Genomic DNA, 12,758 nt, shown 5'->3' on the forward strand with positions numbered 1-12,758 from the left:
TAACCTTATTGAAGGAGGGCGGCCCTACTTTCCGCTCCGGGTTTCAGCGCTTCTCGGAGAGGCCTCCGGTTGCCATGCCTCGCAGCCCCAGATTGCTGAGTGCATCGGCGGGAGTGAAGATCACCGCGGTGGCGTGGCTGTATTTCTTTCCTTCCGGCGGGGCCTTGAGCTTAAAGCGGATCCCTGAGTCCGCGTAGTCGGCGAAGGTATGGTTCGCGGTCTTGTTATGAGTGATCGCGGTCAGGTCCTCGGTGATCGTGTCATTGAAGAAGATCGCGAGGACTTGGCCCTTCTGGAGCTTTGGATCGGGAACGGCGAATTCGAACTCCTTGAGCAAGGGTGCTGCCTTGGCCGGATCATTCGTCCAGACATTGAGGCGGCGATCGGTGGCGTCGCGGAGGAAGGTGCGCTGGTCGTGGATGACCTTGTGCTCGATTGGCTTCAACTCCACGGCGTGAGCGAGTCCGGCTACGAGGGTCGCAAGGATCGAAAACCAAAGTGCTTTCATGCGTCGATCATTCTCCGCCCAGTTGTTTTGTCTGGCGAGGAAACTCTACTGTCCAAGAATGGCTGCGCGGACGGAAGGATTCACAAGGATCTTGCTACCGATGGGCACTTCGTCAGGGGTGCGATCCGTTAGCCAAACGGTGATCGGCCAGCGGGCTTCTATCGGGACCTTGGGATCGCGGATATTCAGATGAGTCACGTTGATCTGAGCAGTGGCTGGCAGCTCACTCCCATCCGGTCTGACAACGGTGACCTGCTCCTGCCGCTCTCTCCAGCCGTTCTCCTTCCAAGTTTTCGGCATGTGGAAATGGGGCGACAAAATGAGCATGTGCGCGCCCGGCCTGTCGATGTAGAAGACCTGCTCAACGGTGAGGAGTTCCTGTCGTTCCATTGGGTGGCTTGTTCACCGATCGCTCCACCTTTCCTTTGGATCCAACGAATCGAAGTGAAGCATCCGCGCGCGGATGGCGTAGCCGATCAAAGGACGAAGGGGAAGTTGCAAGGTGCTTCGGGCAACCGCACTCGGAGAGTGCGGACCACGATGGCCTGGGGCGGACTTTGAGAGGGATTACTTGCCGAAGGTAATCTTCAGCACTTGGGCCAAGGGGTCGTTAGCGCTGTTAGGCAGTTCGATTTCGAGGGCCTTGGTGTCACGCTTGAATTTGAGGGAGCCGTTGTCGCCGAGGAGTTCGATTTTTGAGATGGTGGGAGCGCCGGGTTTTTCGGCGAGGGAAGGGAGGGTGATGTTTTTGGCGGGCTTGCCGGGGAGGATGGCGTAGAGGGTGTCGCCCTTGATGGTGAAGCGGGCTTTGCCGTCGGCTGGTTGGGTCCAAGGGCGGGTGCCGTAGATGGCTTCGCCGTGTTTGCCGAGCCACTTGCCGATGGCGAGGAGGGTGTCCTGTTGTTCCTTGGGGATGGTGCCGTCGGCCTTGGGGGCGAGATTGAGGAGGTAGAAGCCGCCCTTGCTGACGGTGTCGACGAGCTTGCCGAGGATGGCATCGGGGCCGAAGACCCGCATGTCCTCGGTGTAGCCCCAGGAGGTGCCGATGGGGTCATCGACCATCCATGCGCCGGGGCGGATGTTCGAGGGGGAGCGGCCGCCGACTTTCTCGAAGTCGATGATGGAACCGACTTGCTCGGTGTCCTTGTTCGATGGGGCGTAGGCGACGAACTTGGTGGAGAGGGAGACTTCCTTTTTCCATGAAGTCGCACGGTTGTAGTAGTAGGCGGCGACGCGGAGCTTGAGGGGATCGAGGAGGCGGAGGTTCACGCCATTGTCGAACCAGAGGAGGTCGGGCTGATACTTGTCGATGAGCTCGAAGTTCCGCTCCATCCAATCGGCGAGGAAAGCAGACTGCGCTTCATCGCTGCGGTCGGCGACGTGGTAGAAGCCTTTCCACTTGGGGTCGAAGAGGTCGGCCTTGGCCTTGTCGAGGCGAGCGAGGACTTCTTTCGAGGGATCGATGAAGGTGAAGTTCTCGATGCCGTGATTGGAGACGCCGAACTTGAGGCCCTTGGCGCGGGAGGCGGCGGCGAGTTCGCCGATGAGGTCGCGCTTGGGGCCCATGGCCTTGGCGTTGAAGGGAGTGATCTTGCTGTCCCAGAGGGCGAAGTTGTCGTGATGCTGGGCGCAGGGAAGGACGACTTTGGCGCCGGACTTGTAGAAGAGGTCGGCCCAGTCGGTGGCGTTGAATTTTTCCGCGGTGAAGAGCGGGATGAAGTCCTTGTAGCCGAACTTCTCCGGCGGGCCGAATTTGTCGGTGTGCCACTTGAGGTCGGCGGCGTAGAGGTGCTTCTCATACCACTCATTGCGATGAGCGGAGACGGAGTAGAGGCCCCAGTGCATGAAGATGCCGAACTTGGCGTCGGCGAACCATGATGGGGTTTCGTAGTTGGTGCGGATGGAGTCCCAGTCGGGCTTGAAGGGGCCGGGTGGGAGCGGGGTGGATGAGAGTTTGTTGGCGTTCGCGACGATGGATGGTGTGGCGGGCGGGCCCATCACGCCGTAGTCGTAGGGGCCGGTGTTAGTGACGCCGGCGGGGTCGGGTTTGGGGAGGGCGAGGAGAGGGGTGGTGAGGGTGAGGAGAAGGAGGCGGGAGATCATGGCTGGCTGGTGATGATGGGCGGGTGGCGGAGCGGGCTCTGCACTGGCTTCCGCATTCTCACGAATGCGCCTACGGAGGGTTGGGGGCGAGCCTGTGGTGGAGAGCCGTCGTGGGACCATTCGGGCGGAATGAATTCCGCGCTCCCAGTGGGCTACTCGACGATGATGGCGATCTTGTAGAAGGCCTTGCCGACAGGCGGTGAGGTGTCGGTGAAGGAGGCGGTGTTGCCTGCGCCGCCGGTGACGGTGGCGATGGGTTGCCAGCCGGTGTCGAGGGCGGTGCTGCGTTCGATCTCGAACTGGACGCCATCGGCGGAGGGCCAGGTGAGGGTGAAGTTATCGCCGGTGCGGGTGCCGGTGGCCTTGAAGGAGGATCTGCCGTTCTTGGGGTCGAGGCCTAACAGGAACTCGGTGGCGTTGTCGGTGCCGTCGGCATCGGGATCGGCGGTGGGTGCGGCGTCGGGATTGCTGGTGCTGCCGAAGTATTGGATCTGCCACTGCTCGAAGGGTGTGAGCGTTTGTGTGACGATGAGGCGGACCTGGCCGGGAGTGGCGGTGCTGACGGTGGCCTCGTAGCCGGCGGGGATGGTGCCGGTGGCGAGGCCGGTTTCGTCATCGAGGGTGCCGGTGTAGGTGAGGAGGGTGTAGGTGCCCGGGGCGAAGCCGGGGCCGGCGGTGACGTTCAGGGTGCCGGCGAGGATGAGATTGCCGGTGACATTGACGCGGTCGGAAGTGGTGCCGAGCTCATAGGGGAGCACGGCGGTGGACGAGAGGGTGAGGCCTGCGCCGAGGGTGAGGGTGCCGGCGGGATCGAGGATGCCATTGCAGGTGACGGCGCCGCCGATGGTTCCATTGCCGCCGAGGCCGCCGGTGGGAGCTACGGTGCTTGTCGTAGTTGCGATCGAGCCGGTGATGAGGAGCTTGCCGGTGTTGACCGTGGTGGCTCCGGTGTAGGTATTGACGCCGCCGAGGGTGAGGCTGCCGGTGCCGCTCTTAATGATGCCGACGGGCTTGGTCGCGCTGCCATTGGCGATGACGCCGGCGAAGGTGGTGTCGATGTTCGCCGCGCCGATGGTGTAGGTGCAGCTGGTGGCGTTGCTATTGCTGGCCATGCCGAGGAAGCTGCCGGCGAGGCCCTTGAGCGCGCCGAGATTGTAGGCGCTGCCCTGGCGGGCGGAGAGGCCGCGGGTGCCGAGGTCGAAGGTGGCGGCAGCGCTGCCATTGAAGGCGGAGGTGAAGAGGCGGAACGAGCTGGTGCCGGCGAAGGCGAAGGTGCCGGAGAAGCCGGACATGTCGCCCTCGAGGTCGAAGATATTGGTGGCATTCAGGGTGAGGATGCCGGAGCCGGAGATGTTTCTCAGGCCATGTGCACCGCCGCCATCGCCGCCGGAGATGGTGGAGGCGGAGGTGACGAGGATGGAATTCTGCGGCGCGAGGTTATTGGTGGCCCAGGTGCCGCCGGAGAGGGTGACGGTGCCGGTGCCGAGGGCGGCGGCATTCGTGATGGAAAGAGTGCCGCCGGAGATGGAGGTGCCGCCGGTGAAGGTATTGGCGGTGGAGAGGGTGAGGGTGCCGGTGCCGCTCTTTGTTAGAGTCGTGTCACCGATGATCTTGCCCGCTCCATTCAGCGTGTAGTTTTTGGTAGTAGAGACGAAGACTTCCTCCGGCTCGACATCGAGCGAGATGCCGATGGGGCTGGTCGAATTACCCGCGTCGGTGAAGGAGACGGTGGAGCCGGTGGCGAAGACGACGTTGCCGGAGCCATTGGTCCAGTTGGCAGTGGCGGTATCCCAGACGGAGCTGCTGCTACCCGTCCAGATGAGATTCGAAGCGCCGGGTTGGCTGGCGAGGGTCATGGTGATGACGCCCGCGGTGGCGAAATCGAACGAGGCCGTGAGGGTGGAGCCTGCGGGCGCCTGCCAGGAAAGGATGGGCGTGCCGGTGCGAATGCCGGTGTAGGTCAGCAGGGTGTAGGTGCCGGGGCCGAGGGTAGTGCCGGTGACCGGGCGGACGACGGCATTCGCGCCGAAGGTGAGATTGCCGGTGATGGCGAGTGGTGTGGAGCCGATCGCGCCGTGCTCGAGGATGGCGCCGGCTTGGTAAGTCACATTGCCGGTGATGGCGCCGCTGCCGCCGAGGGCTGCGCCGGTCTGCACGGTGACGGCGCTGCCGGTGGTGCTGCCATTGATGCGGAGGGTGCCGGTGGAAACGGTGGTGGCGCCGGTGTAGGTGGATGCGCCGCCGAGGGTCCAGATGCCGGTGCCGTTCTTGGTGATGGCGGTGGTGCCGGTGCCATTGGCGATGGTGCCGGAGAAGATGGCGTCGGTATTCCGGCCGCCGACGCGCCAGGTGACGGTGCGGCCGGAGGTGGGGCCGCCGCCGAGGCCGGTGGTGGTGTCGCCGGTGAGCTCGCCGATGTCGAGGGTGGCGGTGCTGCTACTAACATTGTAGTAGACGATGCTTTCCGCGCCGATATTGAGGGCGGCGGTGCCAAAGCCGGAGCTGTTGGAGACGCGCATCTCGGAGCCGTCGGAATCGGTGACGAGATTGATCTGGCCGGTGAAGGCGGACCAGTTGCCCTTCATGTCGGAGCGGACGTAGGGCGAGTAGTAATTGAAGGTGCCGGAGCCGGTGAGCGAGCCGGTGAGCGAGCAACGGCCATCGGCATCGAGGCGGCCGGTCATGCCGGCGGGGACGATCATGTTCCATGCGGCGGTTTCGCTGGCCTGGACATTGGCCATGGTGAGACGGCCGTTGTTGAAGGTGACGCTGCCGGTGCCGAGGCCAGAGACATTCGGGGTGCTACCGGCGAGGTAGATGGTGCCCTGATTGATGACGGTGCCGCCGGTGTAGGTGTTGTTCTTCGCGAGGATGAGGGTGCCGACGCCGGTTTTTGTCAGGAGGCCGCTGCCGGTGAGGGTGCCGCTGATTTGCATGGAGCTGCCATTGCTGGCGACATCGAGGGTGCCGCCGGAAGCGCCGATGGTCATGCTGCGGTTGGTATTCGTCTGTGAGCCGGTGAGGCGGAGAGTGCCGCCATTGATGACGAGATTGCTGGCACCGACGCTGGCTGCGCCGAGGGAGCTGGGAGTGCCGCCATCGGCGAGCGAGGCGATGGCGAGAACGCCGCCAGTCACGGTGGTGGGGCCGGTGTAGTCGTTGGCGGTATTGATGGTGAGGGTGCCGGTGCCGGACTTGGTGAGGCCGCCGGTGCCGCTGATGAAGCCGGTGCCGGAGAGGGTGTAGTCGGTGGAGGTATTGACCGTGACGCCCGCGACGGGCAGGGCGGTGGTGAGGGTGGCGGTGGTGGCAGCGGCACCGGTGGAATCGAAGGTGACGGTGTCGCCGGCGACGAAGATGTCGGGTGAGCCGCCATTGAGCCAGTTCGAGGTGGTGGCGAGATCCCATGCTGCGCCGGAGCCGCGCCAGACGATGGCGGCGGGGGCGCGGGTGATGGGGACTGTTAGAGTGACGGCGCCGGAGGCAGCGGTGAGCGAGTAGGGCGTGCCGGGCGGGACGGAGACGTCGAAATTCGAGGCGCTGCCGGTGAGGGTGCCGGTGTAGGTGAGCAGCGTGTAAGTGCCGGCGGGGATGGAGCCATTGAGCGCCTTGATGACGATGCCGACCTTGCCGGTGACGGAAAGATTTCCGGTGACGGCAATGCGGTCGCTGGTGGCGGGATTAGCGGGGTTGTTCGAGAGATCGAAGGCGAGAGCGGAGCCATCTTGGGCGGTGAGGCCGCTGCCGAGGGTGAGGGTGCCGGCATTTCCCATGCCGGAGCCGGGAGTGATCGCGCCGCGATAGCCGAGGGTGACGGGCTGGCTGAAGGTGCCGGTGCCGCCGATGCGTCCGCCTGTGAGGCCCGCGGCGGCTGCTCCGCCCCAGGTACCGCCCCAGACGGTGACGGGGCTGCTGGAGAGGGTGCCATTCAGAGTGAGCGCGCCGTCCCAGATGGTGGTGGTGCCGGTGAAGGTGTGGCTGCCGGAGAGGGTGAGTGAGCCCTTGCCGGACTTCATGAGCTTCATGGTGCCGGAGAGCGAGCCCGCTGTGCCATCGAAGGTCAGGTCCTTCGGCGAATAGACGGTGAGGTCCTTCGGCGAGAGCGTGCCGGATAGTGCGACCGGCGTGGTGGCATCCGCGCCGATGTCGAAGCGGACGGCTTTCCCGGCGGTGAAGGTGGCATTGGCACCACTTTCGGTCCAACTACTAGAAACACCGTTGTCCCAAGTGGTGGTGCCGGAGCCGCCGCGCCACACGAGATCGGTATCGACCATGGGTGCGGGTGGCGGCGCGGTCATGCCGGTGCCGAGGTAGTAGTCGACGTAGCTGGCCTGCACGTAGCCCTTGGTGGTGGCTTGGAGGCGATACTGCGGATTGTGCATCAGGGTGGGGATGCGGAAGCCGGTGCCATTGCTGGTCTTGGCGGTGTCGGCGCTTCTCACCGAGTAGATGCGGAGCTCGCTATTGTCGGTGGCGACGCAGAGCAGTTCTTCGCGCCAGTCGCCGAGGATGTCGCCCCAGAATTGCGGGCGGCCGCCGTAGGCGATGTAGTTGTTGTAGGGCGAGTTCGGAGCGTTCGCGTCGCTGTAGAGGCTGATGACGCGGCCGCTGGTGCCATTGGCGGTATTGAACTTGTCGATGCCGGGGCTGGTGGCGGAGCTGCCGATGGTGGAAACGAACTCGCGGACGAGATCGCCGTCCCACCAGATGGCCTCGGGCGGGAAGGGCTGGTTGGCGTAGCCCAGGTTATTGCCCTTGCAGTCGTAGACGCCGGCTTGGGTGGAGAAGAACTCGCAGCCCTTTACATTGGGATCGAAGTCACCGGCCACGCCGCGGCCGACATCGACCACGCCGCCGGCGTACCACTTCTTGATGATGGCGCCGGTGCCGGCACTGTAGAGTTCGGTGGCGAGGCCGGTGCCATTGTTCTGCTGGATGATGAAGTTCTCCAGGCCGGGGCGATCGGGATCGATGTCCGTCAGGTGGAAGCGGTCGCCGTGGACGACTTCGGGGATATTGAAAAGCTGGGTGCCATTGTCATCGAGCACGTAGCCGATGTCGACGAACTCGTCCTTGCCGTCGTTATCGACGTCGGCAATGCGGATCTGGTGGCCCTCGGGCGAGTGGATGGCGCCGTCATCGACCCATGACCAACGCTGGGTGAGGCTATTGTTTCGCCAATCCCATGCGGTGATCACGCCGTGGAAGCTCTCATCGGCAGCGCGGTTCTTGGCGGCCCAGATGACGGAAGGGCGCTGGCCATCGAGGTAGAGGATGCCCATGTGGCCATTCATGGGGCCATCGCTGAGGCGGGGATTCGGGGCGGTGGCGCGGGCGAGCTCGGTGCCGGTCATGCCGTCGAGGACGGAGAGGAACTGGACATTGTCCGAAGCGCCGCCGCTGACGACAGCGCCATTGCCGAGGACGACGTTATTCGCGGTGCGGAGCAGGACCTCGGCCTTGCCGTCGCCGTCCATGTCGTAGACGGTGACATTGTCGCCGTGGCCGATGCTGATGGCGGAGGAGCCGGGCTCGATGTTGTATTTGTAGAAGCTGTTAGGCCCGAGATCGATGCGCCAGAGGAAGGTGCCATCGCGCTTGTAGGCTTCGAGGAATTGGCGTGCGCCTTCGGCGGATTGGCGATCGATGACGAAGTCGTATTCGCCATTGCCATCGAGATCGCCGACCCAGACGAACTTCACATCGAGTGCGCCATCGGGTGTGGGCTGGATGGGGACGGGAACGTATTGGCGGGTGGGTGGATTTGCGGGCAGTGCGAAGGGTGCGCTCAGGGCATGGGCCCAGGTGTCCGGGACTTCGACGCCGCCGATAACGGGCTTGACCGAATAGGTGTAGGCGATGGAGGCGAGGGTCGGCGGGGTATCGACGTAATCGGTGGTGGCGGTGATGGGCGAGGTATTCAGTTTGACTGCGCTGCCGCCATTGCCGGAGCGGTAGAGATTGAAGGCGATATCGCGCGGGTCATTTCCCAAGAGACGCCAGCCGATGTACACCTGCGTGCTGCTGCTGCGCATGGCGGTGAGGCCGCGGCCGAGGCGCTCCATCTGGCGCTGGGCATGGGCGGTGCCAACGCAGAGCGCTGACATGAGAGAGCAGACGACGACCGGGAGAAGGCGCGAGCGGGACATGGGCTTTTTCGCTGCGACGCGGGGTTCGGCGAGTCTGTCGCAGGATGCACCAGTGTCGGCGATGTCGACGCACGGCGTCGATGCCATGAACGGGTTACGCGAGGTATATCAGGGTCCGGCGTATGGGTGATTTCGTTTCCAAGGAAACGGGATCACGGGGAAGAAGGGGCGATTCGGTCTTCTTCGTGAGATGGGTGCCGCGCGTGCTTCGTCCGCCTGAAGGCGGGACTACTTACAACTTGGATCGGGCCTGGAGGGTCAGGCTGCGGGAGGCTTTTGATTTCGCTTCCACATGCCGCGGATGACGCCGGCCATGAGGAGCAGGACCGCGACGAAGATTGGGAGAGGGAAGGGGCGCTCGGCAGCGGGTGGAGGTGCTACTGGCGTGGGACCAGGTAAAGGCGCGGGCGAAGGTGCCGGGGTTGTGGCGGTATTGGCTGCTGCAGGTGTGCTGAGGACGAAGGTGACGGAGGGATTCTGGAGGGAGAGGTAGCGCTCCTGCTGGGGCGGGATGTCGCGCTGGAGGGGAGCGGAGGTGTGGTCGAAGATCTCGATGTAGCCGGTGTCGAGTTCGTCGAGGTAAGGGAAGAAGGTTTCCTCGACGACGACGGGCGAGGCGGTGGGACGAGCGAAGTCCAAGCTGAAGGAGGCGTGGGCGTCGATGCCTTCGACCTCGAAGACGCAGTCGCTTTTGACGGGAGTCATCGGGGTGCCGTCGGCGGTGACCTTGAAGAGGGTCTTGGCCATGGCGGCGAGCAGGGGCTTGGCTTCGGCCTGTCCGTCTGCGTCGGCGGTGCCGGGTGCCTGATCGCCCATGATTTTCCAGGCGAAGGGCAGCGCGGTGGTCATGGCGATGCGCATGCGGTCCGGGTAGATGCGGACGGTGGCCTCGGTCTCGTAGCCGCCGTGGGCGTGGGCGAGTCCGCCGGTGAGGAGGACAAGCGCGGCGGAGAGGGCTTGGAAGAGGAGGCGCATGGGAGAGATCGTAGATCGTGGATGGCAGATGGGAAGGCTGCTGAATTGGCGGCCGTTGATCTGCGATCTGCAATCTACCCTCTCACTTCATCCGGCGGCGGCGCAGGATGAGGAGCAGGCCGATGGCGCCGATGCCAGCGGCGGCGGGCTCGGGGACGGTGTAGAGGACGATGTCATTGCCGCCGCTGAGGTCGATGGTGCCGGTGTCGCTGAAATTGCCGGAGTAGGTGATGAAGAGATTGACGCCGCCGAAGGTGCCGACGAGCGAGCCATCGCTACCGAGGCCGGCGAAGGTGCCGGTGCGGGTGGCGGTATTCTCAAGCTGGAAGATGCCGAAGGCCTGGCCCGCGGTGAGGGTGAAGCCACTGATGAGCGAGACGCCGAGGGTGCCGCCGCCGAGATTGAGCGCGGAGGTGGCGCCGGTGAGCTTGGTGCGGTCGTATTCCTCGGTGCCATTCAGCGTGAAGGCGACGCCGCCGAGTTCGATGGCGGTGCTGGAGCTTGCGCTGAGTCCGAGATCGCCGGCGATTTCCAGGGAGCCCGCGCTGGCGCCTGCGGCGTAGGTGGCGGCATTGATGGTGACATTGCTGCCGACGGTGCCGGTGCCGCCGAAGGTGCCGCCATTCGCTGTGACGGCAGAGGCACCGAGTGAGCCATTCACGAGCAGCGTGCCGGCGGAAACGATGGTGGCACCGGTGTAGGTGCTATTGGCTGTCAGGGTGAGGGTGCCGGTGCCGAGCTTGGTGAGGCCCACGCTATTCGCGCCGCTGTTAGTATTCGCGATGGCGCTGGCGTAGGTGAAATTGCCGCCGGTGGCATTGGTGGTGTCTAGGCCGAGCTTCGAGCCGCTCTGGAAGCCGCCGGTGGCGGTGCCGAGTGCCTTGATGGTGTCGACGTTGGCACTGGTGAATTCGCCGGTGCCGCCGACGTTCAAAGCGAGGGTGCCGCCGTTGTTGATGATGAGGTTGGTGGCGTTCCAGCGGGCGCTGACGTTGTTGTAGAGCGAGACCTGCTTGGCGGCCTGGTAAGTGCCGCCATTGATGGTGGTGGTGCTGACGCTGGTGGTGGTGTTGATGTCGCGATTGTCGGTGCCGGCCATGATCTGGGTGCCGGTGCCGTTCTTGATGATGTCCAGGTCGCGGGTGCTGCTGCTGACGTTGAAGGTGCCGTTGAAGGTGGCGCTGCCGTTGTTGTTGCCGAGGCTCAGGGCGCTATTGAAGGTGCCGGAGCCGCTCGCGTTGTTCGTGCTGAAGGCTCCTGATCCTGACAGGCCGTCGACAGTGGCGGTGAATCCTCCGAGCTGCATGGTGGCGCCCGCGGCAATGGTGAGGGCCCTGGAGTTGTTGATGGCGGTGGAGGAGCCGAGTGCCGCATTGCCGGCGATGGTGGTGGTGCCGGTGTAGGTGTTGATGCCGCTGAGTGCGACCTGGCCGCCATTGCCGTTCGCGTTGCCATTGAGGACCACGGAGACGACGCCGGAGCCGTTGTCGACGATGTTTGCGGAAACGGTGAGGAAGCGGCTGCTTGCCTGCGAGGACATGAGGACGAGCTCGCCCGCAGTATCGTCGGCATAGCCGGCGGTGAGGGAGCCATTCAAGATGGTGGCGCTGGAAGTGCCACCGCTGACGAGGACGCCACCGCTGCGGACGCGCAGGGCGAAGCCGCCGAGATTCAGCGAGGTGCTGGTGCTGCTGCCGCTCTGAGCGTAGGACAAGGAATTGATGTCGCGATTGCCGGTGAGCGTGGTGGCTCCTGCAGCAGCGAGGGTGAACTTGACGTTCTGGGTGGTGGTCCAGCCAGTCTCCGCGCCGCCGCTCGAGGTGGCGATGGCGATGCCATTGGCACCGTAGGTGGCGAAGTCGGCGCTGCCAGCGAGGGCGTAGCCGCCGATGAGATTGCCAGCGTCGAGGGTGGGAGCGGTAGTGAAGAGGATCTTGTTAGACGCGGCGCCGGTGGCATTGGCGAAGTTCACCGTGGCCCCGGGAGTGCGGTTCAGGGACGCGAAGGTGAGCGTGGAGGAGCTGCCGCTGCCGGTGGCGGAAGTGCCGGTGATGCGGTTGGCTCCGGAGCTGATGTTGAGTTGCCCGACGGTTTCGGAGAAGACCGTGCTGCCGGCGGTGCTGGGATTGAAGGTGAAGGTGCCGCCGCTCAGCGTGATGGACGCGGTGTCGGCAATGCGGTTGGTGGAATTGCCGTTGGTGAGGTCATTCGTGATCGCGAAGGTGGCACCTGCGGCGACGGTGATGCCGGTGGAATTGAGGATGGTGCCACCGGTGCCCGCGGCGCCGATCAAGCGGAGTGTGCCGGCATTGACGATGGTGCTGCCGGAGTAGGTATTGGTGCCGCTGAGGGCGAGTTCGCCTGCGCCGGCTTTGGTGAAGCCTTGGGAGCCTGAGAGTTCGGCGGTGATGGTGGCGAGCTTGTTGGTGCCGAGGGTATTGACCGTGATGACCGGTGAGCCGCTGGCGACGCCGAGGGTGAGGATGTTGGCGGCGTTGCCGTTGTTCGCGAGGGTCCAGCTGCCTGCGGTAGCGGTGGCGGTATCGCCGAAGGTGAGGTTGCCGATGGTGCGGGCCGAGTCGAGTTGGACGGTATTGTCGGCGGTGAGATCGATGGTGCTGAAGTTGGCGGTGGAGCCGGAGCCGTCGGCGATGGTGGTGCTGCTCCAGTTCGCGCTATCGCTCCAGAGGCCGCCGGTGGCGGTGTTCGTCCAGGTGCCGTCGGCGGCTTGGGCGATGGGGAAGGTGAGCCCGGAGATGGAGAGGCCGAGGGCGAGGGAGAAATGGGATTTCATTCAGGAGGGTTTTGCCGCGAGCGACGGGGCAGGGGTTTTTCGCGCGCGGTCAGGGAGGAGGCCGACAGGGTTCGCGTGCGTGGGGATTGCAGCGGGGTGAGGCACTTTGTGCCATTGACCCGAACGGAGTAACCCGGATGGATTACATAGTGGGTGTTGGTTTCGCCGGCGTTGTTGCCATTGCGGGCGAGGACATAACGAGTGGGTAGGGGCGCTGTGACGGCGCGGT

Annotated in this window: 6 protein-coding genes; all 6 read right to left on the reverse strand. The window is 64.4% G+C overall.

Annotated elements, in window-relative coordinates; all coding sequences use genetic code 11:
* Positions 1 to 43 precede the first annotated feature (43 nt).
* The 6 genes from WKV53_RS13250 to WKV53_RS13275 all read right to left on the reverse strand — a co-directional run bounded on the left by WKV53_RS13250 (position 44) and on the right by WKV53_RS13275 (position 12,529).
* Positions 44 to 508 (reverse strand): hypothetical protein, encoded by a 465-nt coding sequence (locus WKV53_RS13250; protein WP_341405082.1) that lies wholly within the window; start codon positions 506 to 508, stop codon positions 44 to 46.
* Positions 509 to 553: 45 nt separating this feature from the next.
* Positions 554 to 898 (reverse strand): hypothetical protein, encoded by a 345-nt coding sequence (locus WKV53_RS13255; protein ID WP_341405083.1) that lies wholly within the window; start codon positions 896 to 898, stop codon positions 554 to 556.
* Positions 899 to 1,075: 177 nt separating this feature from the next.
* The gene (locus WKV53_RS13260; protein ID WP_341405084.1) at positions 1,076 to 2,611 is read right to left on the reverse strand and encodes an alpha-L-fucosidase; all 1,536 of its coding nucleotides are present in this window, start codon (positions 2,609 to 2,611) and stop codon (positions 1,076 to 1,078) included.
* Between the two features lie 152 nt (positions 2,612 to 2,763).
* A complete protein-coding gene (locus WKV53_RS13265) occupies positions 2,764 to 8,718 on the reverse strand; it encodes a rhamnogalacturonan lyase family protein (RefSeq protein ID WP_341405085.1) in 5,955 nt (1,984 codons plus the stop codon).
* 300 nt (positions 8,719 to 9,018) lie between these two features.
* Positions 9,019 to 9,735: a hypothetical protein gene (locus WKV53_RS13270; RefSeq protein ID WP_341405086.1), complete on the reverse strand. Its 717-nt coding sequence runs from the start codon at positions 9,733 to 9,735 to the stop codon at positions 9,019 to 9,021.
* Between the two features lie 82 nt (positions 9,736 to 9,817).
* Positions 9,818 to 12,529 (reverse strand): beta strand repeat-containing protein, encoded by a 2,712-nt coding sequence (locus tag WKV53_RS13275; RefSeq protein ID WP_341405087.1) that lies wholly within the window; start codon positions 12,527 to 12,529, stop codon positions 9,818 to 9,820.
* Between the last annotated feature and the right edge of the window lie 229 nt (positions 12,530 to 12,758).

Source organism: Luteolibacter sp. Y139 (assembly GCF_038066715.1).
In the GTDB taxonomy this organism is placed as follows: domain Bacteria; phylum Verrucomicrobiota; class Verrucomicrobiia; order Verrucomicrobiales; family Akkermansiaceae; genus Haloferula; species Haloferula soli.

Excerpts from the sequence above, each read along its gene's own strand:
- WKV53_RS13250 (WP_341405082.1), bottom strand. The coding sequence starts at position 508 with ATGAAAGCACTTTGGTTTTCGATCCTTGCGACCCTCGTAGCCGGACTC.
- WKV53_RS13255 (WP_341405083.1), bottom strand. The coding sequence starts at position 898 with ATGGAACGACAGGAACTCCTCACCGTTGAGCAGGTCTTCTACATCGAC.
- WKV53_RS13260 (WP_341405084.1), bottom strand. The coding sequence starts at position 2,611 with ATGATCTCCCGCCTCCTTCTCCTCACCCTCACCACCCCTCTCCTCGCC.
- WKV53_RS13265 (WP_341405085.1), bottom strand. The coding sequence starts at position 8,718 with ATGTCAGCGCTCTGCGTTGGCACCGCCCATGCCCAGCGCCAGATGGAG.
- WKV53_RS13270 (WP_341405086.1), bottom strand. The coding sequence starts at position 9,735 with ATGCGCCTCCTCTTCCAAGCCCTCTCCGCCGCGCTTGTCCTCCTCACC.
- WKV53_RS13275 (WP_341405087.1), bottom strand. The coding sequence starts at position 12,529 with ATGAAATCCCATTTCTCCCTCGCCCTCGGCCTCTCCATCTCCGGGCTC.